Annotated in this window: 26 protein-coding genes; 16 read left to right on the top strand and 10 right to left on the bottom strand. The window is 70.1% G+C overall.

Annotated elements, in window-relative coordinates:
* The coding region (locus A3Q37_RS30735; protein WP_065489687.1) for a TPM domain-containing protein at positions 1–1,957 on the bottom strand (1,957 nt) is incomplete at its 3' end.
* A 632-nt stretch (positions 1,958–2,589) separates the two neighbouring features.
* Between A3Q37_RS30735 and A3Q37_RS30740 the strand changes: the two genes are divergently transcribed.
* Entirely contained in the window at positions 2,590–4,086 is a 1,497-nt protein-coding gene (locus tag A3Q37_RS30740) for a glycosyltransferase (RefSeq protein ID WP_065489588.1), read from the top strand.
* Positions 4,087–4,094: 8 nt separating this feature from the next.
* On the top strand, positions 4,095–5,675 hold the full coding sequence (locus A3Q37_RS30745; RefSeq protein ID WP_065489689.1) for a DUF6056 family protein: 1,581 nt from the start codon (positions 4,095–4,097) through the stop codon (positions 5,673–5,675).
* Between the two features lie 46 nt (positions 5,676–5,721).
* On the opposite strand, the gene A3Q37_RS30750 is transcribed toward A3Q37_RS30745, so the two are convergent.
* Entirely contained in the window at positions 5,722–6,699 is a 978-nt protein-coding gene (locus A3Q37_RS30750; RefSeq protein WP_065489590.1) for a glycoside hydrolase family 6 protein, read from the bottom strand.
* Positions 6,700–6,910: 211 nt separating this feature from the next.
* Positions 6,911–7,942: a TY-Chap domain-containing protein gene (locus tag A3Q37_RS30755; RefSeq protein WP_065489592.1), complete on the bottom strand. Its 1,032-nt coding sequence runs from the start codon at positions 7,940–7,942 to the stop codon at positions 6,911–6,913.
* Between the two features lie 98 nt (positions 7,943–8,040).
* Between A3Q37_RS30755 and A3Q37_RS30760 the strand changes: the two genes are divergently transcribed.
* The 3 genes from A3Q37_RS30760 (at position 8,041) to A3Q37_RS30770 (ending at position 9,355) form a co-directional block, all read left to right on the top strand.
* Positions 8,041–8,517, top strand: a complete 477-nt coding sequence (locus A3Q37_RS30760; protein ID WP_065489594.1) for a PaaI family thioesterase — start codon at positions 8,041–8,043, stop codon at positions 8,515–8,517.
* 164 nt (positions 8,518–8,681) lie between these two features.
* On the top strand, positions 8,682–8,936 hold the full coding sequence (locus A3Q37_RS30765) for a type II toxin-antitoxin system VapB family antitoxin (RefSeq protein ID WP_062697603.1): 255 nt from the start codon (positions 8,682–8,684) through the stop codon (positions 8,934–8,936).
* Complete coding sequence (locus A3Q37_RS30770) at positions 8,936–9,355, top strand: PIN domain nuclease (RefSeq protein ID WP_065489596.1); 420 nt, start codon at positions 8,936–8,938, stop codon at positions 9,353–9,355. Before A3Q37_RS30765 ends, A3Q37_RS30770 begins: the two co-directional genes overlap by 1 nt.
* Positions 9,356–9,757: 402 nt before the next feature.
* Here A3Q37_RS30770 and A3Q37_RS36090 read toward each other — a convergent pair whose 3' ends face one another.
* The 3 genes from A3Q37_RS36090 to A3Q37_RS30780 form a co-directional block, all read right to left on the bottom strand.
* Complete coding sequence (locus A3Q37_RS36090; RefSeq protein ID WP_079138061.1) at positions 9,758–10,153, bottom strand: FlgT C-terminal domain-containing protein; 396 nt, start codon at positions 10,151–10,153, stop codon at positions 9,758–9,760.
* Positions 10,150–10,863, bottom strand: coding sequence for a hypothetical protein (locus A3Q37_RS36965; RefSeq protein WP_141693624.1), 714 nt, complete (start codon positions 10,861–10,863; stop codon positions 10,150–10,152). The genes A3Q37_RS36090 and A3Q37_RS36965 overlap by 4 nt, the downstream gene beginning before the upstream one ends.
* 489 nt (positions 10,864–11,352) lie before the next feature.
* A complete protein-coding gene (locus A3Q37_RS30780; RefSeq protein WP_065489605.1) occupies positions 11,353–12,132 on the bottom strand; it encodes a M15 family metallopeptidase in 780 nt (259 codons plus the stop codon).
* A gap of 162 nt (positions 12,133–12,294) precedes the next feature.
* On the opposite strand from A3Q37_RS30780, the gene A3Q37_RS30785 reads away from it, so the two are divergent.
* From A3Q37_RS30785 to A3Q37_RS30795, 3 genes are all read left to right on the top strand, one after another.
* Positions 12,295–12,825, top strand: coding sequence for a MepB family protein (locus A3Q37_RS30785; protein WP_065489607.1), 531 nt, complete (start codon positions 12,295–12,297; stop codon positions 12,823–12,825).
* A 310-nt stretch (positions 12,826–13,135) separates the two neighbouring features.
* On the top strand, positions 13,136–13,354 hold the full coding sequence (locus A3Q37_RS30790; RefSeq protein ID WP_065489610.1) for a hypothetical protein: 219 nt from the start codon (positions 13,136–13,138) through the stop codon (positions 13,352–13,354).
* 73 nt (positions 13,355–13,427) lie between these two features.
* A complete protein-coding gene (locus A3Q37_RS30795; protein ID WP_065489612.1) occupies positions 13,428–13,862 on the top strand; it encodes a hypothetical protein in 435 nt (144 codons plus the stop codon).
* On the opposite strand, the gene A3Q37_RS30800 is transcribed toward A3Q37_RS30795, so the two are convergent.
* From A3Q37_RS30800 to A3Q37_RS30815, 4 genes are all read right to left on the bottom strand, one after another.
* Entirely contained in the window at positions 13,859–14,383 is a 525-nt protein-coding gene (locus A3Q37_RS30800; protein ID WP_079138063.1) for a GNAT family N-acetyltransferase, read from the bottom strand. The two genes, A3Q37_RS30795 and A3Q37_RS30800, sit on opposite strands and share 4 nt — an antisense overlap.
* 113 nt (positions 14,384–14,496) lie before the next feature.
* Positions 14,497–14,715 carry a DUF397 domain-containing protein gene (locus A3Q37_RS30805; RefSeq protein WP_065489614.1) on the bottom strand — a complete coding sequence of 73 codons (219 nt, stop codon included), beginning with the start codon at positions 14,713–14,715 and terminating at the stop codon, positions 14,497–14,499.
* A 47-nt stretch (positions 14,716–14,762) separates the two neighbouring features.
* The gene (locus A3Q37_RS30810) at positions 14,763–14,966 is read right to left on the bottom strand and encodes a DUF397 domain-containing protein (protein WP_065489617.1); all 204 of its coding nucleotides are present in this window, start codon (positions 14,964–14,966) and stop codon (positions 14,763–14,765) included.
* Positions 14,963–15,802, bottom strand: coding sequence for a DUF5753 domain-containing protein (locus tag A3Q37_RS30815; RefSeq protein ID WP_065489619.1), 840 nt, complete (start codon positions 15,800–15,802; stop codon positions 14,963–14,965). The genes A3Q37_RS30810 and A3Q37_RS30815 overlap by 4 nt, the downstream gene beginning before the upstream one ends.
* 93 nt (positions 15,803–15,895) lie before the next feature.
* On the opposite strand from A3Q37_RS30815, the gene A3Q37_RS30820 reads away from it, so the two are divergent.
* The 8 genes from A3Q37_RS30820 (at position 15,896) to A3Q37_RS30850 (ending at position 20,703) form a co-directional block, all read left to right on the top strand.
* Positions 15,896–16,156, top strand: coding sequence for a hypothetical protein (locus A3Q37_RS30820; RefSeq protein ID WP_065489621.1), 261 nt, complete (start codon positions 15,896–15,898; stop codon positions 16,154–16,156).
* Positions 16,153–16,611: a hypothetical protein gene (locus A3Q37_RS30825; RefSeq protein ID WP_255311993.1), complete on the top strand. Its 459-nt coding sequence runs from the start codon at positions 16,153–16,155 to the stop codon at positions 16,609–16,611. Before A3Q37_RS30820 ends, A3Q37_RS30825 begins: the two co-directional genes overlap by 4 nt.
* 4 nt (positions 16,612–16,615) lie before the next feature.
* Positions 16,616–17,107 (top strand): hypothetical protein, encoded by a 492-nt coding sequence (locus A3Q37_RS30830; RefSeq protein WP_065489622.1) that lies wholly within the window; start codon positions 16,616–16,618, stop codon positions 17,105–17,107.
* 24 nt (positions 17,108–17,131) lie between these two features.
* Positions 17,132–17,512 carry a hypothetical protein gene (locus A3Q37_RS30835; protein ID WP_065489623.1) on the top strand — a complete coding sequence of 127 codons (381 nt, stop codon included), beginning with the start codon at positions 17,132–17,134 and terminating at the stop codon, positions 17,510–17,512.
* A 97-nt stretch (positions 17,513–17,609) separates the two neighbouring features.
* On the top strand, positions 17,610–17,891 hold the full coding sequence (locus A3Q37_RS36100) for a hypothetical protein (protein ID WP_079138064.1): 282 nt from the start codon (positions 17,610–17,612) through the stop codon (positions 17,889–17,891).
* Positions 17,851–18,390 carry a DUF6879 family protein gene (locus tag A3Q37_RS30840; protein ID WP_079138065.1) on the top strand — a complete coding sequence of 180 codons (540 nt, stop codon included), beginning with the start codon at positions 17,851–17,853 and terminating at the stop codon, positions 18,388–18,390. Before A3Q37_RS36100 ends, A3Q37_RS30840 begins: the two co-directional genes overlap by 41 nt.
* Positions 18,391–18,402: 12 nt before the next feature.
* Positions 18,403–19,251 carry a helix-turn-helix transcriptional regulator gene (locus A3Q37_RS30845; RefSeq protein ID WP_065489625.1) on the top strand — a complete coding sequence of 283 codons (849 nt, stop codon included), beginning with the start codon at positions 18,403–18,405 and terminating at the stop codon, positions 19,249–19,251.
* Between the two features lie 237 nt (positions 19,252–19,488).
* Positions 19,489–20,703, top strand: coding sequence for a methyltransferase domain-containing protein (locus tag A3Q37_RS30850; RefSeq protein ID WP_065489626.1), 1,215 nt, complete (start codon positions 19,489–19,491; stop codon positions 20,701–20,703).
* The last annotated feature ends 20 nt before the right edge of the window (positions 20,704–20,723 follow it).

Raw genomic sequence — 20,723 nt, forward strand, 5'->3', positions numbered from 1 at the left:
CGCCCCCGAACAGCCCGCCGAGGATGATGCCGCCGAGCACCGCCCCGCCCATGCCGCCGCCCCCGCCCCGCATCCCGCCCATCCCGCCGGGGCCCTGCGGGGAGCGGAAGCCGCGGACGTCCTGCTCGGCCAGGGCCATCGCCTGCCCGGCCAGCGCGTCCGCCTGCTGCGCCTCGGCCAGCGCACCCTGCGCGTCCGTGGCCGCCAGCTCCCGGGCCCGCTCCCACCGCCGCTGCGCCTCGGCCAGCCGGGTACGGGCCTGGCTGCCGACCGCGCCCCGGTTGGTCGTGATGAAGTCGGCCGCCGCCCCGATCGCGGACCGGGCGGTGAGCATCGCCTGATCGAGGAGGGACCGGGCCTTCGCCTCGCCGCGCTCCTGGTCCCGGGCCCCCGCCAGCGCCTCGTCCAGGGCCGCGTCCGCCTCCTCCACCCGGCGCAGCGCGTCGATCGGGTCGTACGGTCCCGCCGCCATCGCGCCCCGCACATCGGCGAGTACGGCCTCGGCGCGGGCGATCCGGCCGCGCAGGTCGGCGGTCGACGCGCCCTCGGCGGTCCCTTCGAGCAGCCCGCCCGCGTCCGCGAGGTCGGTCTCCGTCTCGGTCAGCGCGGCGGGCAGCTTCCGCGCGGCCTCGCCCAGCTCCGCCGCCCGCCGGTCCACCGAGTCCAGCAGCGTGCCGGCCTGGCCCACCGCGCCCTCGGCCGCCCGGATGTACACCGCGGCCCGGGAGTTCTCGCCGCCCTCGACCGCCGTACGGGCCTCGCCCACGGCCGAGCCCGCGAAGACGAGCCGGTCCTCGGCCTCCTCGACGTCGGCCGCCACGGGGGCGGCGGCGCCCTCCCCGTACCGCTCGCGCAGCCCGGCGACGCCCGACTCGGCCGCCGCGACCCGGCCGGCGAGGCCGCGGTGGGTGGCGTCCACGGTGGCCAGGGCCTGTGGAGCGGTACGTTCCAGGGCGCGCAGCCGGTCGAAGTCCTCGGAGACGGTGTCGAGCCCCTCGTTCGCGGTGGCGCACCGGCGCAGGATCTCGTCCAGCATCCGCCGGCGGGTCGCGTCGTCCTCGGGGAAGGCGTCGTCGAGCTGCTGGCGCAACCGGAATGACTGCGTCAGCTCGTCCTTCGCCCGTGCGACCGCCTCCGTGAACGGCTTCGCGGCCTCCTCGCCGAACTGGGCGGTCGCGAAACCGAGTTCCTCCTCGCTCGTGCGGACCGCGTCGTCGGTGTCCACCAGCACCTGCTTCGCCTGCGCGTCCAGCTCCGGCAGCGGCGTCGGCGGCTCCGGCGCACCGCCCGCTCCCGCGCCCCGGCCCCAGCCGGTCGCCGCCGGGGTGGTGCGGGTCGTCGCGCGCCCTTTGCGCCGGGTGTACGCGTACACGCCGACGGCGCCCACACCGGCGAGGACGGCCACCGGAAGGATGAAGTCGCGGGCACCGGTGGAGCCGGAGCCGCCCGTTCCGGGGTCGGCGGGGCCCGGGGTGATCGCGGGGGCGGTCACGGGGCGTCCGGCCAGGACGGAGGCGTACCCGTCGGCCGCGCCGATCGCCGCTCCCGCCCAGTCGTTCTCCCGGAGCGCGGGCTCGATCGCGGTACCCGCCACGTCCCGCAACTGAGCATCGGTGAGCCGGGAGTCCGCGTCGACGGAGTAGGCGTACTGCCGGTCGTGGGTGGCGACGGAGAGCAGCACGTCGTCCTGGCCCAGACCGTTGCGGTCGGCGGTCTCGTCGCTCCAGGTCTGCCCGGACCGCCCGGAGAAGTCGCGTACGTACACCACGAAGAGCTGGACGCGCTGCTCGTCGTACAGCCGGTCGAGGGCGTCCTCCACCTGCCCAGCCCGGTCGCCCAGGGCCCCGACCCGGTCGGTGATCTGCCCGTCCCGGGACAGCTCGACGGGGTCGTCGGCGCGCGCGGGCACGGCGGCGGGGAGCACCACCCAGCACAGGGCGAGCAGCGCGGCGGACAGGGCGGCGAGCGGCGCGGCGGAGAGCGCGGCGAGCCGGCCGGTGGTCCGTGGCGGTCGAGGAGACGTCACGTTTGCGAGGCTATGTGCGCTTTTTCGCCCCCGCGACCTGGCGATCGGCCGACCGCGCCGGCTGTGCGCGGGGGCGTTGCGCCGACCCGGGCCGGCTGTGCGCGGTGGCGTTCCGCCGACCTGCGCCCGCTGTCCGCCGAAGCGTCCTGCCGACCTGCGTCGGCCGTGCGCAGGGGTGATCTGCTGACCGCGCCCGCCGCGCGCGGTGGTGTTCCGCCGACCCCGCGCTCGCTCTCCGCGGGAGCGTTCTGCCTACCCGGAGCCCCGTCCGCCGTCCGCCGAAGCATCCTGCCGACCTGCGCCGACTGTGCGCGGGGACGGTCCGCCGACCCGCGCCCGCCCTCGGGGGGAGCCTGCGGGACGGATCCGCCGGTCCGCCTCCGCTGTTCGCATGAAAGGGGCGCGGGAAAGCGGTCCGCCCGCGCGTGTGCGGAGAGACGCGGGCCGCCGCCCGTCGTCAGATGGGGCGGACGTGGCGCGTTCCGGGCCCCGCGCCGGAGGCCGACGGCGGCGGCGCCGGTCGGGCCCGGCCGCACGAGAGGCCCGAAGTCCGGAGGTGGCGAGTGACTGGCCTTCAGCTGTCGGTCGTCGTGCCGTGTTTCGACGAGGCCGAGGTCATCGAGTCCTTCCACGCCGCCCTGCTCGCCGTCCTGGACCCCCTCGGGGACAGCTTCGAGATCTGTTACGTCGACGACGGCAGCCGGGACCGCACCCGCCCGCTGCTGAACGCCATCGCCACCCGCGACCCGCGCGTCCACTACACCGCCTTCAGCCGCAACTTCGGCAAGGAGGCCGCCATGCTCGCGGGCCTCCGCATGTCGCGCGGGGCGGCCGTGGTGATCATGGACGCCGACCTCCAGCACCCGCCCGAGCTGATCCCCCGCATGCTGGAACTGCACCGGCACGGCTACGACCAGGTCATCCCGCGCCGCGACCGCACGGGCGAGGGCATGATCCGCAGCACCCTCAGCCACACCTACTACGCGCTGGTGCGCCGCTGCATGGACGTGGAGCTGATCGACGGCTCGGGAGACTTCCGGCTGCTGTCGAGGCGGGCGGTGGAGAGCGTGCTGTCCCTCCCCGAGAGCAACCGCTTCTCGAAGGGGATCTTCTCCTGGATCGGCTTCGACACCGTCACCTTCCGCTACCGCAACAGCGAACGGGTGGCGGGCCGGTCGAAATGGGGCAGCAGACGGCTGCTCAACTACGGCATCGACGGACTGCTCTCCTTCAACAACCGGCCGCTCCGCCTCGCGATCTACGCCGGCTTCTGGGTCTTCGTCTCGGCGCTGGCCTATGCCCTGTGGACCGTCGTGCGCGTCGTCCTGCACGGCGTGGACACCCCCGGCTACGCCACCCTGCTCACCGCCGTCGTCGCCCTCAGCGGCATCCAGCTGGTGACGCTCGGGGTCATCGGGGAGTACGTGGGCCGCATCTACCACGAGGCGAAGCACCGCCCGCCGTACGTCGTACGGGAGACCGACGCGACCTGCCGGGCGGCGCTGCCGGACGGCCCGCCGCCGCGCCCGCAGCTCACCGGCGGCCCGGTCGAACGCGTCGCCACCGCCGCGGGCGCCCCCGGCCGGTCCCGTACGGTCCGCCAGTTCGGCAGTTTCGTCCTCATCGGGTGTGTGAACACCGCCGTCTACCTCGGCGTCTACGCCTCCCTCAACCGCTGGATCCCCTACCTGACCGCCCATGTCCTCGGCTACGCGGTCAGCATCGTGTGCTCGTTCCTGCTCAACTCCTACGTCACCTGCCGGACCCGGCCGACCTGGCGCGCGTTCGTCCGCTATCCGCTCTCCAGCCTGGTCAACCTGGTGGCGTCCGGGGCGCTGCTGTACGGCGCGGTCAGCGGGCTCGGAATGGACAAGAACCTCGCCGCGCTGGCGGCCGGCGTCCTGGTCACGCCCGTCTCGTTCCTGCTGGCCCGATGGGCGATCACCTCGGGCCGGACCAGGCCGGCCGCCGTACCGGAGGCCGTGGAGGTCCCCGCCGAACCGCTGCCCGCCCGCGCGGCGTCCGTACCGCTGTCCACCCGCTCGCCCCAGGACCGGTGAAGCACGCGATGTCCGACGAGGTTCCCGTAACCGAGGCCCGAACGGGCGCGCAGGCCGAGACGGCGACGGACCGATCCGAACGGGACCGATCCGAACGGGATAGAGGAGAGCGGGACAAGGGAGGGCGGGACCGGTCCGTACAGGACAGGGATGGACACCCGGCGAACCGCCCCTGGACGGCGCTCTGGATGACCGCCCTCGCGCTCCCGCCCCTCGCCCTGCTCGCCGCGGCCTCCTGGTTCGGCCGGTGGGTGAGGCCCGGCGCGGACGACTGGTGCTTCCTGCCGCGCGTACGGGACGACGGAGTCACCGGCCTGGTCGGGCAGTTCTACTTCGACGACAACGGGCGGGTCGCCAACGCGCTCCTGGTGGGCGCGTACGCGAAGTTCCAGGTCGCGGGCCACCAGTGGTTCCCCCTGGTCAGCGGGGTCCTGGTGCTCGCGGTCCTGTGGGCGGTGGCCGTCCTGGCGCTGCGCAGGGCCGGTCTGCGCACCCCGCGCGGCCTGCCGTTGCTCCTCGCGGCGATGACCACGGTGCTGTTCCTGTTCGCCACGCCGAACACGTACAAGACGTTCTACTGGCCCGCCGCGTCCGTCTCGCACACGCTGCCGCCCGTCCTGGCCTGCGCCGCGCTGATTCCGCTCCTGCTCGCCCGCACCCGGCGCGGCCGGGCACTCGCGATCGCCGTCGCGGTGCTGATGGCGGCCTTCCTCGCGACGCTGTCCGAGGAGACGGCGATCGTCGTGGTGATGGTGCTGCTGGCCGCGCTCCTCCTGTCCGGCCGGGTCGTCCCCGCCGCCGAGCGGAGGTTCGTCCGCCTGTGGTGCGCCGGAGGCATCGCCGGGACGGCGGCCGGGGCGCTGGTACTCATCACCTCGCCCGGCTCCATGAACCGCAGGGAGCGCTTCGGGGCGGGGACCACCTCCCTCCTCGCCCCCGACTCCCTCACCGCGTCGCTGCGCGCGTTCGCGGAGATCACCGTCACCGTGGTCACGACCTGGCAGTACGTGGGCGCGGTCGCGGTGGGCGTCCTGCTGGGGCTGCTGTGCCGGCGGGCGGCCGGGACGACGCCCCGCCCGCCCGCGCACGGGCCGCTGCTCATCGCCGCCGGGCTGGTCGCGCTCCTGGTCTCCGGCTACCTCTGCACGGTCATCGCGTACCCCGTCTTCGGCGACCGGGTGAGCGCTGCGAGCGCCAACCGGGTGTGGAACGACTACCTCCTCCTGTACGTGATCCTGCTCGTCGGCGCGGGGACCCTGCTGGGCCTGGCCGTCCGCCGGTACACCCGCCGCACCGCCCCGGCGAAGGCGGTGTGCGTCGCGCTCTGCGTCCTGGTCTGCGCGGGCCCGGCCGTCGCCCTGACCGACCTGGACACCGCGATGCGGGCCCGGGCCGGTAAATGGGACGCCCAGGACCGCCGCCTGCACGAGGGGGCGGCGGCCGGGGAGCGGGTCCTGCCGTACGAGCGCCTGGTGATCAGCCAGATGCTGGAGCCGTTCAGCCAGGGGGGCCGCCGGTACTGGCCCGGCGGCTGCGTCGCCGACCTCTACCGCCTGGACCGGGTCACGGACGGGACCAGGAACCGCTGAGGTCCGGGGCCCGTGCGGCATCGACGAGCACGGCCGGGGCGGGACCTCAGTACCCGTAGATCATCTTGTACGCGACCTCCGGCAGGAACTGCCCCGCCACGGAACCGGCCCCGACCCCGCAGTCACCGTCCGACTCTCCGGGCGTCTTCAGCCACAGCAGCATCTCGGCACCGCCGCCCGTCTGGCTGACCGCCCCCGTTCTGCGTCCGCCCGGGTTGCACCACTCGCCGTTGGAGCCGTTGCCGTTGCGGCTGGTGTCGATGACGTAAGGCTTCGTGTAGCCGTAGGACGCGGACAGAGAGCCGTTGATGGCGTCGCCGTACGCGGAGTTCTCGCCGGTGGCGTAGTAGTTCGAGATGTTGAGCGTGAAGCCGTGCGCCTGCCGGGCACCCGCGCCGTCGAGGTGCTGCGCCATGGTGTCGGCGCTGATCCAGGCCGGGTTTCCGGCGTCGAGGTAGGTCCATGTGTTGGGGGCGTACGCGGCGAACCGGTCGAGCGCGTCCCGGAGCATCCCGTTGCGTTCGTCGATCTGGTCCTGGCTCAGGCAGCTGAAGTCGCCCAGCGAATCGGGCTCGATGACCACGAGTGCGGGCCGGGAGCCGATGGCGGAGGCGAACGCGGAGATCCAGGTGCGGTACGCGCTCGGGGTGCCGGCGCCACCGCCGGAGTGCCCGCCGCAGGCGTCGCGGCCGGGGATGTTGTACGCGATGAGGACGGGCAGCTTGTCGGCGGCGTCGGCCGCGCCCACGTACGAGCCGACCGCCGCCCCGATGTCCCCGCTCCAGGAACCGAACCAGCGGGCCATCGGCCGCGAGGCGATGCTGTCGCGGATGGCGGCGGCGCGGCCGTCACCGGGGTTCGCGGCGGCCCAGGCGGCGGGGGTGGAATCGGGGTCCGTGTAGAACCCGCTGGTCATCCCGATCGGGTCGGCCTGTACGGCAGCGGCGGCCTGTGGCCCTGAACCGAGGGGGAGCAGGAGACAGGCGAAGGTCGAGGCGACGAGCGTGCGCAGAAGTCTCTTCACGAGTGCGGCCCTTCTGTGGGAGCGCTCCCAATCTGCGGCGGCCGAACGGTGGGGGAGGGAGACGCCAAGGTGGGGGTGGCGGGGATGGCCGGGGGTGCGTACGGCGGACGGGTGGGGACCCGGTCCGCGACTGCCGCCGTCAGTCGAGACGGTGACAGCGGGGCGCGTCGCTGTCAATGATTCCGGCAACGACGGCCCCGCATACGGGCGTTCAGACGGCGGGGCGGTGGACGCGCGGGATCCCCAGGTCCGGCAGGCCGAGATGGAAGCCGCGCCCGCGACCGCTCATGGTGCCGTCGTAGGAGAGGTCGGCCAGGTCGACCCCCAGCTGCCGCAGCTCCTCGACGAGCATGCGGGCGGCGGTGGCGGCGTGCGCGGGATCGTCCATGGCGTCGGGGAACCGGCGCTGCCAGATCGAGCGGGAGAACTCCCAGCCGTCCCGCTCCATCCGGGCGGGGTCGGCCGCGTCCGGCCGGTGCAGATGGCCGGTGGCCTCGACGACGAGGCTCAGGTCCTGGCTCCAGCACTGGACGAAGCGCTGGGGATCATGGGCGGACCCCAGGTGCAGGATGAACCTGCCGGGGAAGAAGGGGGTGTCGTAGTCGAGGGAGCGAAGGGTTTCGGCCAGGCGCTTCTCCACGCTTTCCCAGGTGGTGCCGGCCAGTTCGGGCGAGGCGGACGCAGGCACGGGAGCGGTGGCCGGATCGCCCGCCTCGGCGGCCCGCCACCGCCCACGGGAGTACCCACGCCCGACGGAATCGCTGTCGGTTGCGGCGGGCAGGAGTTCGAGACTGACCTCGCCCTCGTCGTGCGAGTGCACGAGGATGCTGGTGCCGGGGCGCCGCCACAGCATCCACGGCCCGGAGTCGCCTCCCCACATCGTGGGCGGCCCCAGCTCCTCCTCCATGACCCACCAGGCGGCCCGGATGAAGCCGGCGGCCGTGGCCAGGTCCTCGGCGGGCAGATCGACGACGCGGACGTTCAGCTTGCGGATCCGCTCGGGCTCCGAGGCGCCGGAGATGAGGGTGCCGTACCCGGCCGAGGGCCCTTTCCGGGGAGCGAACCTGCGCCAGACCTGGCCCGCGACCTCCGTCGGCTCCTGAAGTTCCCATCCCAGCGCGGAGGTTGCATGCTCGAACTCGGACAGACTCCAGGAGCTGAGGCGGAGCGGTGCGACCTCTTTCACGAACGTACGGAATATGTCGTCGTCGAGCCAGTTGCCGCGAGGGATCATGTTCTCCATACGCCGGACAGTAGCGGTCCGGTACGACAGGGGCCGATGCCGACGTCACCGCTCCCGGGCGGCGAGGCTCGTGCCTCCGCGAGGAGATGAGGTGGAGCATGGAGGCGAACGCCCAGGAACTCGCGTCCGGCCAGAAGGTGTTGGAGGCCCAGCCCTTCAGCGTCCTGCTGGGCGCGCGGCTGACCGCCTTCGGCGACGGAGCGGCGGTCCTGGAACTGGACGTACGCGACGAGCTGCGCCAGCAGAACGGCTTCGTGCACGGAGGCGTCCTGAGCTACGCGGCCGACAACGCCCTCACCTTCGCGGCGGGCGCGGCGGTAGGCCCGGCCGTCCTGACGGCGGGCTTCACCATCGACTACCTCCGCCCGGCAAGGGGCGAGACGCTGCGCGCCCGCGCCGAGGTGGTCCGCCCGGGCCGAAGCCGGGTGGTATGCCGCTGCGACCTGCTGATGGTGAACGCGGAGGGCGAGGAAACGCTGTGCGCGGTGGCCCAGGGCACGATCGCGGTGGCCACCTCGGCCTCCGCCGCTGCCGCCTCCGCCGAGAGGCCGCCGGAGCCGACCGGGACCGGGTGACCCCGGCGGGCGTCACGGCCGGCCGAAAGGAGAACCGGGCAGCACTTCGCCCCGAACGTTGCAGCCTCCCACCCGCGACGAGATCTCCCCACAAAACGACATCTCTTTTGGTCGGCAAGAGGTATCATTTCGTTGGTAAGGCTTGCAGCGGAGGGAGTACTCGCATGGCCAGAACAGTCATCGACCTCGACGAAGACATGGTCACCGAGGCCATGCGCATCTTCGGCACCAAGACCAAGGCCAAAGCCGTCCGCCTCGCCATGGAAGACGCCGTCAAGAGGCACCTTCGTCAAGAGGGCTTCGATGCCATGGAGGCCGGCGAGCTCGACTTCAGCGAGATCGTCGAGAACACCGGCCCTCGCAACGCGGACGGCTCCCTCAAGCGCGACGGCGACCGGGACGGGGGCCGGGCCGCCTGATGCAGGACCGCTACCTGATCGACAAGTCCGCCCTGGCCCGCTGGACGAAACCGAACGTCAAAGAAGTGCTCAAGCCCCTGCACGAGCGCTACCTCCTCGCCGTGTGCCGGCCCACCGAGTACGAGATGATCCACTCCGCACGCGACAGCTCGGAGGCAACCCGGATCAGCACCTGGCTCCACGCCTTCGACTACCTCCACACCGACGACCACACCTTCGCCCGCGCCCTGGAAGTCCAGCGCCACGCTCTCAACGCGGGCTTCCACCGCGCACTGTCCCTCCCCGACCTGCTGATCGCCGCCACGGCAGAGCTGCACCGGCGGACGGTCCTCCACTACGACGGCGACTTCGACATGATCGCCTCTCTGACCGGCCAACCCGCCGAATGGGTCGTCTCGCCCGGCAGCGCCGACCGATGAGTACGCCGGCCTTCCTCTCACTGACTGTGTGACGTGGATCTTCTCTGAGCCGCCTTCGCGATTCGAACCCGAGACCAACGAATGGCGAGTTGTCCGATCTTGTTCCACCGGCATCCGTCCGAGTCCACCACGCTCTCGGAGGCCCAGATCAGACCACCTCGCGGCACTGCGGAGACGCGGCTGGATAACTGCGGATTCGGTCTCTGCCGAGACCAAGGCTGAGACCCCTTCGCGCCGAAGCAACCTGGAGGGTCGCCACCTTGCCCCTTGAATCCCTAGCCCAATCTAAAATATTCCATGACGGTCGTACCATTCCGCTCGGGCTTTTGGTGGACGCTATGGAATGGGAAATGGCCACGCAGGCTATTGCGTCAGATGTCTTACGCCTGATGCTTACCGCGCCTACTCGCTATCTACATCACGAGAAATATCAATGGTCACTCTCTCCCCGATGGCAACTTTGACTGTTCGCTGATCCCCTCTGGCTACGTCGAAAGCGACACGCTTCCTACGCTTAGGCCGCAATAGGGCAGATAGAGTGTCCCCCGCCTCGTTATCGACGATAAATAGGTCGCTCACCGCAGCGACGCACATCTTCTCGCGAACAAGCTCGACCTTAAGGGCCAGCTTTTTGACCTCAACCGATCCGAGCGACTCTCCACTGTCTGGATCATCGACCTGAACGGTCCTGAACAGGGAAACTCTGTCTCCTTCTTGCACGCCCGCAGCAGACCCCAGGTTGATCGCCACTCGTGATTCATCTACTAGTGCTGCCAGCTTCCCTTCAACCGTGGTCATTCGGCCACCTCCTCATCAACCAGGTCGGCAAGTGGGTTTGCCTCGCCTTCGGTTATCTCGTACGGAATTAGGTGAATATTATCTGGCAAATTATCCTCGAGCTCGGCCTTCTCGTTCACGCGGAGCCAGAATTTTTCATCGTTCGCTTGAACGATCACTAGTTGGATTGAATGCGACGAATCTTTGTCCTTGCGCACTTCCACAACCCCCTTGACCGAGCCTGATATCCGCATGGCGACGAGATATCGCGCTCCAGGAAGTGGTCGACTCCCTTCGCAGGTAGCCACTAGAATTAGACCGTCAGATTCTTTTATTGCGTTAGTCAGGACTGGTGTATCGGCAATTCTTGACGCTACTGCGCCCCATGCTTGCCGGACTCCTTCGCTTACCCCTCTTTGGTATTCATCCTTCTTCTGTAGTCTTAGCTCGTCAATCTCCACAAGGAGGGCTTCTTTTTGCCCCTCAAGATCAACCTTAAGCTGCAGAAGTTTTGGATAGTTCCCAACGCGGTTTGCGTATTCCACGCTCCTCTTGAAGGCGCGTGGAATTAGGACAACGGTAACGGAGTAGCCAGAACCTAGCGCGAGGACAAGCCAGAAAGCCCATGCAGCCTTAACGCTTGCTGCGGTTAGATAGAGTCCGACAACTGCTCCTAGCCCCAAAGTGGCCTTAGTCAGCGTTTTCCAAAACTGCCTCTCCGGTCTACTCACAGCCCCTCCCCAAGCCATAAGGCGCTGCTGTGCGCGTGATGAGCGTAGCTCACTGCCCCCGCCATAGAGGGTGTCTCACCCTTCGGACTCGCAGCTAGCGGCGCGCCGCCGGGCGCAGCCGACTGAGGGCGGAGATGCCGACCATCATGGAGATCCTTCGTCACACCCAGATCAGACAGGCGCGCCGCTACCTAAAGGGGCGTTCAGCACTGTCCAAGAACGCCATGCACCGCATGTGCAACGCCTTCGCACCGCCCCCCCCACGGGCCCGTCTGAGACCACAACTGAGACCACGGGCACCTGCGCCGTCCATTTCAAGAGGTCGCCGCCGCATCCGCTGAGCCAAAGAAGCCCAGCTCAGAGAAGGTCTGAGCTGGGCTTCGGATGGATCCGCCTTCGGGATTCGAACCCGAGACCTACGCATTACGAGTGCGGGGGCCTCCGGTCCGCCGAACGGAGGCCCCCGCACGTCAGGAGGGTGCTGCGGCGTCAGATGCCGCAGCTGGGCGCGGACCAGAAGCGGCCGTTGCCGCCGGCGACGTGGGTGTGGTCGTTGTGGCCCGGGTAGCCCGGGCCGAGGATTTCGGTGAAGCCGTGGTTGCGTGCGGCCTGGGCGAGGGCGCAGAAGCCCTGGGAGCCCGCGCCGAGGTCCGCGGCGTGCCCGTACATGTGGCGGCTGTTGGCGGCGCCGCCGACCGCGCTGTTGCAGGACACGCTGCGGAAGCCGCCATTGACGGTGATGGGCCGGTCGCCCATGGCGTGCCGCATGGCCTGGAGCTTCCACATGGTGACCAGGGCGTTGGCGCGGGCGGTGGCGGCGCTGACCTTGCCCCCGGACCAGTCGGAGTTGCAGCGGTTCAGCTCGGCGTAGGTGAAGTTGACCGGGGTGCAGTCGGCGTCCTGGAGCTGGTAGATCTTGTTGAACGTCGCGGGTCCGGCGATACCGTCGGCGGCCAGACCGTACGCGGCCTGGAAGCGCGTCACGGCCGCCTTCGTGGCCGGGCCGAACGCTCCGTCGATGGCGATCTGGTTTCCGGTGCCCGGGTAGCCCGAGACCCGGATCTGGAGCTGACGTACCGCTTCACCGCTGGAGCCCTCCCGGAGGGTCCCGCTCCAGGTGTAACAGGCGTCGGCCGTACCGACGTTCCCGGCCGACGTGGCACCGGGGGCCGGGGCGGCGGACGGGCTCGCGGATGCGGTGGTGCCGCCGAACGCCAGGGCCGCGCCGGCGAGGGCGGAAAGAAGGAATCCGATGGGGCGTGATCGCATGGGGGTGACACCTCATTGTCGTCAGCGGTCCATGGGGGATTCAGAGCCTCGGGCGAGGGCGGGGAAGTGTCAAGGCCATGTCAACATGCTGCCAGGGGGCGGTTCCGGTCGGTGCCTTTGCTGCTCCGGCGGAGCGGGCCGACGCGGTGGCAGGATGGGTGAATGGCGACGAATCATCCGTGGGCGGAGCTTCACGGCGACCTGCGGGCGGCGAAGAATTCGGTGTACGACCCGGGCGGTTTCTCCTGCTCGCGACCGGTGCCCGAGCCGGAGAGCGCCGACTACGCGGCTCACCGGTTCACGCTCGACGGGCAGCCGGTCGCCTTTCGCGTGGCGAGAACGACCCCGACGAAGGCGGGCCGGTTCGTCACCGTGTGGCGGCGTTCCACCGATGGCCCGATCCGGCCTTTCGACGCCGACGCCGACGACGGCGTCGACCTCTTCGTCATCGGCGCCCGAGACGACGGCCGTTTCGGGCAGTTCGTGTTTCCGCGCGACGTCCTGGGCGAACGCGGCATCGTGTCCCGTAACGGCGTGGGCGGAAAGCGGGGCTTTCGCGTCTACCCGCCGGGTGCGGTCACGACCAGCCGCCAGGCGCGCGGTACGCAGGCGTGGCAGGTGAGGTGCTTCCTGGATATCGGGGAGGGTGCGTCCGTTGGCCTGGTGTGCGCCCGCGCCCTTTACCACCCGTAGCGCGGCGCGGCGCACGATTCGGAATTCGGCAGCGCTCTACGGTTCGTCAACTCCGATGGGTTGCCTCTTCTCGCTGTGCGAACGCTCACAGCATTGACGCGGTTGATGCGATGACCAGGTCGGGCTAGGGTCGGAAGCCGCCGCGCCCGATGCTGACCACATCGTTGTCTCGCGGCTCATCAGCAGGAGAAGGATTCGGGGGAATGAAGGTGTGCACTGCCATGTGCCGTTTCCGGGTTGCGTCCGTTAATTCGCCGAGCAATGCGGCGGGTTGTTCTGTTGCCGGTCGCCGGAAGGGTGTGCTTCGGACGTGGTGAACATCCCGGGAACGACCTCTGAGAACAGCGAAGCGAAGAGCATCCCGTTCACGGTGACACTCATCGTTTCGGTCGCCGTGGCCTTTGTGTGCGCGGAGTTCCTCGGCTTTCCGTGGTGGCTGCGCCTGATCGTGATCGTCGGCACCACGATCGTTATGGAAGCCGCCAACCAGGCGGTGGGCCGCGCCCGCGCCAGGCGACGGGCGCTCTGAGGGCCGGACCGGACCGGCTTCGGGGGGATAGGCCGCGCCGAGTCGCGTGCGGGCTGTCTGGGATGATGCCTGGATGAGCATCATCGTCGAGTTCTTCGTGGCGCCGGACGACACGGCGGCGGCTTTGGCTCTCCGGAACGGACCGGGCGAGGCATGCGAATCGCTCTCCCTCGGCAACTTCGATCCCGTGGGGGCGGTGGTCGAGTGGCAGTCCTTGCTCACCGACCGCAGCTTCGAGGATCTCGTCGACGCCGGTGAGCCGCGTGTCGTCGTCGCCCAGGACGACGGCGGATGTTTCGTCTTCGCGCTCTCGCCCGACCTGTTCACCGCACTCGCGCAAGCCGAGCAGCCCACGCTGCGCGACGCCGCTGCATCCTGGGTTCAACTCCGCGCGGAGGAGGGCGAGATCATCGACACGGACATTGCCGGTGCGATCGTGGGTGACCTGGCCGCGCTCGCCGGCAGCGCCCGCCGCCAGGGCCAGGGCGTCTACTGCTGGGTCGCTTAGGGGTTCACGTCCGGAACCGGGTGGCCGAGTGTCCGTTGCATCAGCAGGGTGTCGACCCAGCGGCCGTGCTTGTAGCCGACGGCGGTCAGCCGCCCCGCGTCCGTGAAGCCGTAGCTGCGGTGCAGCGCGGCCGAGGTGTCCGTGCCCGCGTCGGCGATGACGGCGATCATCTGGCGTACGCGAGTCCCGGCGCAGGCGGTCAGGAGGGCTTCCAGCAGCGCTCCTCCCAGGCCCTGGCCCGTGCGGCCGGGCGCCAGGTAGATCGAGTTCTCGACGGTGTTCCGATAGGCGGGCTTGGGGCGCCAAGGGGCCGCGTACGCGTAGCCCACGACCTCGCCGGACAGTTCGGCGACCAGGAACGGCAGCTTCCGGGAAGCGAGTTCGTCGAGGCGCTCGTGCCAGGCGGACACCGGTGGAGGGCTCTCCTCGAACGTGATCACGGTGTGGCGGACGTAGTACGTGTAGATCTCGGCCACGGCGCTCAGGTCGGCCGGGGCCGCCGGGCGGATCACCGGTTCCATGGCTGTCACACCGGGAGTGTAGGCCGGGCCCCTACCCCGGACAGCGGGACGCCCCACCGTGCGGGTGCGGGCACGGTGGGGCGTAACCGGAGCAGTGGCGGCAGCGGTGCAGGTCAGGCGGTGGTGTCGAAGCCGCCTGCCTTGACGCCCGCCACGAAGGAGGAGAACGCGGCGGCGGCGACGGCCAGCGCCGGGCCGCCCGGGTTCTTCGAGTCGCGTACGGGGACGATGCCGGTGGCGGACGCGGTGGCCGGGGCCCACTCGACGCAGGTGCCGCCGTTGTCGCTGTAGGAGGACTTGACCCACTGCTGGGTCGCGGAACTGGTTGCCATCGGTGGGCCGCCCCTTCGTCGCTGTTCGGTCGTGGCTGCGGTCGGTGCTACAGCTCGCCTGAGGTGATACCCGTGACGAACGTGCTGAATGCGGCGGCGCGGACGGTGAGGACCGGGCCTTCGGGGTTCTTGGAGTCGCGTACGGGGACGATGCCGGTGGCGGACGCGGTACGCGGGGCCCACTCGACGCACGAACCGCTGTTGCTGTAGGAGGACTTGACCCACTGCTGGGTCGTGGATTCGGTCGTCACGGGGTGCCCTTTCGATGCTGGTGGATCATGTCCACGGTATCTGTCTGCGACAGAGACACAGCCTGCAACTGATGGTAGGCCCTCACCATCGGGATGACAGAGCTGAGTTCACGGTCCAGATGGCCCTGCGTCTCCGACTCGACGTAGGAGACCACGGACCGGTCCTGGAGCGTCAGCAGATTCACCAGCCGATCGAAGGGCCGCTGCTCACCGATGCTGAACGGGGCGATCTGGAGCATGGTGTGGGACTGCGCGGCGAAGTCGACCAGATACTGCAACTGGGCGTCCATCACAGCGGGGCTGCCGATCGGGCGGCGGATGCAGCTCTCGTCCAGCACCGCGATCAGCATCGGCGGGACGGTGCGTAACAGCGCGCCCTGGCGCTCCATGAGCAACGAGACGCGCTGATCGGCCTGTTCGGGGGTCATGACGCCCCGGTCGACCGCCCCGCGCGCCAGCGCCTCCGCGTATTCCCGGGTCTGCAACAGCCCCGGGATGACGCCCACCTCGAACAGCCGGATCTCCGCCGCCCGGCCCTCCAGCGCCACGTACTCCGGGAAGCCCTGCAACAGCACCCCGTGCTTGATCTTGCGCCACTCGCGCTCGAACGAATCAGCGGTTCCCGTGAATCCCATCGCCACATCAACGGCGATCGAGAACTTGCGAGTTGGGGACTTGTGACACAATTCCACGCCGGAAACGTGCCGCCCCGTGTAGCCGATGCGCCCGCCCAGTTCGTCCTGTTTCCAGCCCCGAGCCTCGCGCTCCCTACGCAGACGTGCTCCGTAGGCCGCCTCCGGGCCCCCGTCAGGGTTCACTTCCTTGCGGTTGACCAACGTATCCCCCAGTTCCGAAACGTTGAAGACGTATCCACGCTAGGCCACGCTGAGTCGCCCCGGTAGTCGTACGGCTACAGAGAGGAGCGATCGGTGTACGGCGAGAACGCCAGCTCGAATACGGAACGACCCTTACCCGTCCCGGACCCCGGGACCCTGCTCGCGGACACGAGCCGCGGTGACCGCGTGGGGGAGTTCCAGGGCGTCGCCGGCCCGTACTGGTCCCTCCGGCCGGTCGGCGGTGGGCGCGAATGGGAGGTCGAACCCCGTTACGTGCGGCCCGCGTTGCTCATGGAGCAGCTTCGGGCCCGTACCGCCCGGCTCAACGCCCGTAGCCGGGGGGAAGTGCTGTGAGGGCGGGGCTCCCGGGCGCGGGCCGGGCGAGGGTGCTGGACTACGTCGCCGCCGTCACGGCCAAGGCCGGTGGCCGGGCCCTCCCGCTCGGCGGGGTCGCTCTGCCGAACCGCCGGCTCGTTCTCCGCTGGCTCCGGCGGCAGGCACTGCGGCTGGCGGACGGGCACGGGCGGAATCTGCCTCAGGCCGCCCCGTGGCTCGGGGCCAGGGACGTCCGGCCGGTCGCCTTCCACGGCTCCGACGCCCCCGAGGCGCTCCGGGCCTGGGCGGGCGACCACGGCAGCCAGGACCACGCCCTGAGCGCGCTGGAATCCGGTCGACCCGCCCTGCTCACCGTGGTCGACCCCTTCGTGGGGCTCCGCGTCACCCTCGGCGCGTGGCCCGTGGACCTGTGGGGGTGGACGGCGGCAGCCTCGGCGGACCACCCGTCCCCGCCTCGTACGGAAGGAGCCTGACCGCGTGCTGCAATGCACCGCCGTGACCCAAGTCCCGTACGCCGAAGCACTGCTGGCGCTCGCCACCATGGAAGGCGGGCCCGCGCATCCGCCCGATGCCGTGGAGCCGGAGGCCTTCGTCCTGTGCGAGCTGGGCGACCACGACGAGTCGGCCGAGCACGCCGCACACCTGTGGACCGCGGACACCCCGGACGACCAGGACCTGTGGCTCCTCTGGTCGGGGACCGGCGCCCACCGCGTCCACCGGCTCGACGCACTGCGCCTGTGCCCCGCCGTGCTCCGCGAGCTGGCGACCCGCACGGTGACCACGTGCGCGTACTTCGACCACCACCCCGGGCCGCACTCCTTCTCCGTGACCGACCCGCTCGGCGACCTCATCGCCGCACACGTCCACAGCGAGGTCCGGCGACTCGTCTCCGAGGGCGACGCTCCCGGCACGCCCGACGCCCCTGACGTACTCGGCACACCCGACGTACCCGACACCGACGCGCCCTGACGGCGACCGGAGGATTCCCGCCCCATGGACCAGTGCACCGCCGTGACCCTGCTGCCGCCCCCGGACTTCGTGCTCCGCCTCGCCGCCCCTCCCGGCGGCAGCCGCCCGGAAGCCGGACACCTCCTCTGCGAGCTGGCCGCCGACCACGACGGTGGCCACGCGATGGCGTTGTGGGACATCGACGCGAACCACACCGCCGTCTGGGCCCGTTGGAGGGGCGAGCGGGCGATCCTGGCGGAGCTGGGCTGGTGCGGTGCCGTCGAGCCCCGGGGCGAGGACGCGTGCGGGCTGTTCGCGGGCCACCCGTCCGTCCATGACTGGGACATCGTCGATCCGACGCTCGCGGCGGTGGACGCCGTACTCGTGCGGGAGTTCCCGCATCTCTCCTCCGATAGGGAGCGCTAGAACGCTTCCTGTGCGCCCCTCCGTGCTCTTGACGAGCGCCGTCCTGCAACGGAACGCTCGTGCATGCTGATGCAACCCTCGACAGCGGGAGCTGATCATGGTTTTACGGTTTCTCGGCATCGATCCTGATTCTCCGACCGACGAGTCGCCGACGATCTGGCTGCACGAGGAAACGGGAGATCTCCTGATCCAGTCGTACAGAGCGACTGAGGCAGAAGTCGACGAATGTAAGGAAGTCGGCTCCGTTCCGGGACATTCCACCGATGTTCCGGGCCACGAGACGATCATCCGGCTTCCGGCGGCCATGCTGGACTACCTTCCTGCTCGTCGGGAAGGCAATGACGGAGGAGAGGCGGGACGTGCAGCCCCCGGCGCGTGACGCTCTGGCGCGTGCGCAACGATCGGCAGTCCACCTTGAGTTGCGTGATTCGTACATGCTCGACGACCCCGGGTACATCGCGTGGCGGCGAGGAGAGCGGCTGGACCGCGCCGAGCGGTCGGCCTGGTGGGGCGGCTGGCACGAAGCGGTGTACGAAGCCGTCGGCCGGGGCGTGGCAGTCCGGCGTGCCCGCGTCGTGTCCGAGCCGATCAGCGACTATGTGCGGTACGAGTACGACAGCACGTTCACGAACATCGCGGCGGGTGAAGCGGTCCGTTGGCTGCCCAGGCGCAGGGCGACCGGCCTCGCCCTGCCCAGCACGGACTTCTGGGTGTTCGACGGGGATCAGGTTCTCTTCCACCACTTCACCGGAAACGGGCAGTTGGACGAGGACGGGCGGGAGTACACGGACGATCCGGCGCTGGTGAAGCTGTGCGCGGATGCCTTCGAGGCCGTGTGGGAACGTGCTGCGCCGCATGAGCAGTACCGGCCCCGCTGATCCCGTCCCACCATGGCCGAATCTCCTTCCTCAAGTGCTCAGCAGGCCCGGCGCATTCTCGCGGATCGGTTTGCCGGCCTCTGCCGGGACGCCGGGCTGACCGGGCGCGAGATCGCTGTGCGCTGTGGCTGGCACCCGTCGAAGTCGTCGCGGATCATGAACGCCCGCACACCTCCGTCCGCCGGTGATATCCGGGCCTGGTGCCGGGCGTGCGGGGCGGAGGACCAGACCGCCGATCTCCTCGCGTCGCTCCGGAACGCCGAGGGCATGTGGATCGGCTGGAAGCGGATGGAGCAAGCCGGGCTCAAGCAGGCGCAGCAAGCGCGATCGCCGCTGTTCGAACGCACCCGTCGCTTCCGGTCCTACTCGTCCTGGTTGGTGCCGGGGCTGATCCAGACACGCGGATACACCGAGGCGGTGCTGCGCGCCGTTCAGCGACGCCGCGTCGAGGTCGATGATGTGGCCGAGGCGGTGGCCGCACGCGTGGAGCGGCAGCGCGTGCTGTACGAGGGCGGGCGCCGATTCGCTTTCCTCATCGAGGAGTCGGTGCTGCGGAACGGCATCGGCGGAACGGACGTCCTCGTCGGGCAGCTCGGCCATCTGCTCACCGTGGGTTCTCTGCCCAACGTCAGTCTGGGTGTGGTTCCGATGGCCGCGGGCCGTTCCAGGATGCCCGTGGAAGGATTCTGGATCTTCGACGCCTCACAGACCAATGTCGAGCTGGTCTCCGGGTACCTCACGATCACCCAGCCCAGTGAAGTCGCGATGTACGCCGATACGTTCTCCCAACTGGCGGAGATGGCTGTTTACGGCGTAAACGCTCGTGCATTGATCACGGCTGCTCTCGACTCTCTCCGGTGAATCCGTGCAACCGCATGCAACAACGTAGCTACCCTGCCCGATCCTTCCTTACGGTCACTTCATCGAAACGGCCGACCGAGAGGAACGGGCAGCCATGGGTTGGGGAACAGGCAAAGGCGGCGGTGGTGGCGACGGAAAGCACTCGGGCGGCAAGGATCCGGGCACGGCCAAGCCGTCCTCGGACACCGCCAAGCCTGCGCCGGGGCCGAAGCACAAAGGGAAGTAGGCACACCGCAGATGGAGCTGAACGCACCGGACGAGCAGACCGGCGTCGTGTCCGCCATGAGCGCCGGCCTGCTGGGCTCGGTGAACGAGAGCCTCGGTGCTCCCATGGCCCCGGTCTGGGAAGCCGCCTTCCGGGGCGTACCCCGGCACGCGTTCCTGCCCGGGACCGTCTGGGTGGGGGACGACCTGGTGGAGTGTGACCGGGCGACGGCCCCGGCGGAGTGGCTGCGGCACGCCTACGCCGACACCGCCGTCGTCACCCAGGTCAATGACGGGGACACTGCCGCACCGGGGGAGCGCTGGGCCTCGTGCTCGGCCTCCGCCCCGTCCATCGTCTTCCGCATGCTCGACCTGCTGGACGTACGGGCGGGCCACCGCGTTCTGGAGATCGGCACCGGCACCGGGTGGAGCGCGGCGCTGCTCGCGCACCGCCTCGGGCCGGGCCGGGTGACCACCATCGAGGTCGACCCGGAGTTGGCGGCGACCGCGGCGGGCCGCCTTGAGGGCGCGGGGCTGGATGTACGGGCGGTCCAGGGCGACGGGGCCCGGGGCCAGGAGGCCGACGAACCCTACGACCGGGTGATCGCGACCTGCTCCGTACGGACAGTTCCTCCGGCGTGGATCGCGCAGACCCGGCCGGGCGGCGCAGTCCTCGTGCCCTGGGAGTCGCCATGGTTCTGCTACGGGCTGCTCAGGCTCACCGTGGACGGTTACGGCGGCGCCTCGGGGTCTTTCTCCCCGCACTCGGCGTTCATGCTGATGCGGGGGCAGCGTACGGACCTGCGGATCTACCGCGATGTGGTGTGTGACAGCCACGTGCCCACGGAGTCCTCCACCCGGCTGACTCCCTGGGCGGTCGCCGGCGAGGACTGGGCCGCCCAGTTCGCGATCGGTCTCCAGTTGCCCCACGTGTGGCGGACTTGGCACGAGAACCCCGATGTGGAGGGTGTCGACTTCCGGCTGTGGCTGGCCACCACCGACGCGACCTCCTGGGCCGCCGTGGACGTGGACGGGCGGACCGCCGACCGCTTCACCGTGTGGGAGCACGGGCCCGACCGATTGTGGGAGGCAGTCGAGGCCGCGTACAGCTGGTGGCGCGAGGCCGGGCAGCCCGGACCGGAGCGGTTCGGGCTGACCATCACTCCCGACGGCACTCATGTGCCGTGGTTGGACACGCCGGACACCCCGGCGCCTGTTCGCATGCTTCGCGATGGGTATTCCCGTTGAACAGGTCGTAGGGCACCGCC

This window comes from Streptomyces sp. PTY087I2, assembly GCF_001687325.1.
In the GTDB taxonomy this organism is placed as follows: domain Bacteria; phylum Actinomycetota; class Actinomycetes; order Streptomycetales; family Streptomycetaceae; genus Streptomyces.

Excerpts from the sequence above, each read along its gene's own strand:
- A3Q37_RS30745 (WP_065489689.1), top strand. The coding sequence starts at position 4,095 with ATGTCCGACGAGGTTCCCGTAACCGAGGCCCGAACGGGCGCGCAGGCC.
- A3Q37_RS30755 (WP_065489592.1), bottom strand. The coding sequence starts at position 7,942 with ATGGAGAACATGATCCCTCGCGGCAACTGGCTCGACGACGACATATTC.
- A3Q37_RS30760 (WP_065489594.1), top strand. The coding sequence starts at position 8,041 with ATGGAGGCGAACGCCCAGGAACTCGCGTCCGGCCAGAAGGTGTTGGAG.
- A3Q37_RS30765 (WP_062697603.1), top strand. The coding sequence starts at position 8,682 with ATGGCCAGAACAGTCATCGACCTCGACGAAGACATGGTCACCGAGGCC.
- A3Q37_RS30770 (WP_065489596.1), top strand. The coding sequence starts at position 8,936 with ATGCAGGACCGCTACCTGATCGACAAGTCCGCCCTGGCCCGCTGGACG.
- A3Q37_RS36090 (WP_079138061.1), bottom strand. The coding sequence starts at position 10,153 with ATGACCACGGTTGAAGGGAAGCTGGCAGCACTAGTAGATGAATCACGA.
- A3Q37_RS30780 (WP_065489605.1), bottom strand. The coding sequence starts at position 12,132 with ATGCGATCACGCCCCATCGGATTCCTTCTTTCCGCCCTCGCCGGCGCG.
- A3Q37_RS30785 (WP_065489607.1), top strand. The coding sequence starts at position 12,295 with ATGGCGACGAATCATCCGTGGGCGGAGCTTCACGGCGACCTGCGGGCG.
- A3Q37_RS30795 (WP_065489612.1), top strand. The coding sequence starts at position 13,428 with ATGAGCATCATCGTCGAGTTCTTCGTGGCGCCGGACGACACGGCGGCG.
- A3Q37_RS30800 (WP_079138063.1), bottom strand. The coding sequence starts at position 14,383 with ATGGAACCGGTGATCCGCCCGGCGGCCCCGGCCGACCTGAGCGCCGTG.
- A3Q37_RS30805 (WP_065489614.1), bottom strand. The coding sequence starts at position 14,715 with ATGGCAACCAGTTCCGCGACCCAGCAGTGGGTCAAGTCCTCCTACAGC.
- A3Q37_RS30835 (WP_065489623.1), top strand. The coding sequence starts at position 17,132 with ATGGACCAGTGCACCGCCGTGACCCTGCTGCCGCCCCCGGACTTCGTG.
- A3Q37_RS36100 (WP_079138064.1), top strand. The coding sequence starts at position 17,610 with ATGGTTTTACGGTTTCTCGGCATCGATCCTGATTCTCCGACCGACGAG.
- A3Q37_RS30840 (WP_079138065.1), top strand. The coding sequence starts at position 17,851 with ATGACGGAGGAGAGGCGGGACGTGCAGCCCCCGGCGCGTGACGCTCTG.
- A3Q37_RS30845 (WP_065489625.1), top strand. The coding sequence starts at position 18,403 with ATGGCCGAATCTCCTTCCTCAAGTGCTCAGCAGGCCCGGCGCATTCTC.
- A3Q37_RS30850 (WP_065489626.1), top strand. The coding sequence starts at position 19,489 with ATGGAGCTGAACGCACCGGACGAGCAGACCGGCGTCGTGTCCGCCATG.